The sequence below is a fragment of the Acidovorax sp. HMWF018 genome, assembly GCF_003061035.1.
Lineage (GTDB): Bacteria > Pseudomonadota > Gammaproteobacteria > Burkholderiales > Burkholderiaceae_C > Acidovorax > Acidovorax delafieldii.
In genome coordinates, this window is sequence record NZ_QAIM01000528.1 from 2,289 (window position 1) to 4,051 (window position 1,763).

General features: G+C 67.9%; 1 protein-coding gene. It reads left to right on the forward strand.

Going from position 1 to position 1,763, the window contains the following annotated elements; translation table 11 throughout:
- Positions 1–5 precede the first annotated feature (5 nt).
- Positions 6–1,562: a PepSY-associated TM helix domain-containing protein gene (locus DBR23_RS22460; RefSeq protein WP_108499634.1), complete on the forward strand. Its 1,557-nt coding sequence runs from the start codon at positions 6–8 to the stop codon at positions 1,560–1,562.
- The last annotated feature ends 201 nt before the right edge of the window (positions 1,563–1,763 follow it).

Genomic DNA, 1,763 nt, shown 5'->3' on the forward strand with positions numbered 1-1,763 from the left:
CGGACATGCCACACGCCAAACGCTGGCTGTACCTCGTCCACCGCTGGCTGGGCGTGTTGCTATGCGCCTTCTTCGCCATGTGGTTCGTCTCGGGCGTGGTGATGATGTACGTGGGCTACCCCAAGCTCACGCAGGCCGAGCGCCTTGCCCATCTGCCGCCCCTGCGCAGCACCATGCTGGGCCCCGAGCGCCTGCTGGAACCCGCCGATGCCCTGCAGCGCGCGGGCCTGGTAGGCCCGCTGCAGGACCTGCGGCTGGCGGTGGCCACCGGCGGGCGTGCCGTGTACCTGGTGGTGCCCGCAGCACCCACCGGCGACACCGCACCACGCCCGCGCAGGGCACCGGCGCCTGCGGTCATCGACGCCATCACCGGCGAGCGATTGCAGCGTGTGGACGCCACGCACGCCATCGCCTCGGCCCGCGCCTTTGCGCTGCAAGCCAACCGGTCCATCGACTACCAGGGCATGATCGACGAGGACGCCTTCACCCACTCGCGCGCACTCGATGTGCACCGCCCCCTGCACCGCCTGCACCTGGGCGACAGCGCGGGCACCGTGGTCTATGTGTCGGGCACCACCGGCGAGGTGGTGCGCGATGCACCGCTGCAGGAACGCGCCTGGAACTACGCAGGCGCCTGGATCCACTGGCTCTACCCCTTCCGGGGCAATGTCTTCAATGACTACTGGACGGACATCTTGAACTGGCTGTCCATCGCAGGCATCGTGCTCGCGGTGACGGGCACGGTGGTGGGCGTGCTGCGCTGGCGCTTCCGGGGCCGATACAAGACGGGCGCGCACACGCCGTACAGGGGTTACATGATGCGCTGGCACCATGTGTTTGGGCTGGTATTTGCGGTCATCACGTTCACCTGGATCTTCAGCGGCCTCATGTCCATGAACCCGTGGAAGATTTTCGACAGCGGCGCAATGCCACTGCGCCAGCAGGCCATGAATGGCGGGCCCCTGCAAGTGCCCGCGCAGGCAGCAGCGGTGCAAGCCTTGCTCTCTGCGGCGTCGCCCAACACCCGTGAACTGCGGTGGGTGCGCCATGCCGACCACACGCTGGTGCTGGCCCACAGCCCCACTGGCGCCCCGACGGTGCTGGACGCCATCACCGCCGCCGCGCACGTGTGGGCCCCGGGTGCTGTGGCCGAAGCCGCCGCGCGCCTGTTACCCCACGCGGTGGTGCGCACCGACACCCTGACCGCCTACGATCTGCACTACTACGACCGCGCTGCCCACACCATGACTGGCGGCGCCGAGAAGCCTTTGCCCGCGCTTCGCGTGGTGTTCGACGACCCGCACGCCACCTGGGTGCACATCGACCCGCACACAGGGGCCGTACTGGGCCGCACCGACAGCCACCGCCGCACGAGCCGCTGGCTGTTTGCCATGCTGCACAGCTGGGACTGGCTGCCGCTGCTGGAGCGCAGACCGCTCTGGGATGTGATGCTCATCGCGCTGAGCCTGGGTGGGGCGGTGATGAGCGTGACAGGCGTCATACTGGGGTGGCGCAGGCTGGGTACGAAACTGCAAGGACCGCAGTGGCGCAGCAGCCGCTAGTGAACAGGGCGCAGTGCGCGCCTATGATGGCTATCGTTGCGTTTGGAAACATTTTGCCCATGACGGCCCCTAAACCGCTCTCCGCCACCGCCCCCGAGCGTTCTGCCACCAGCAGTGCGGCACCGCACCTCAAGCGGCCATCCAGCCTGCCTTTGCGTGCCATGGTGACATGGGGTACGGCCTTGGTCTTAATCATGGCCT

Bases quoted from the DNA above. Each gene is read 5' to 3' on its own strand.
- DBR23_RS22460 (WP_108499634.1), top strand. From the start codon at position 6: ATGCCACACGCCAAACGCTGGCTGTACCTCGTCCACCGCTGGCTGGGC.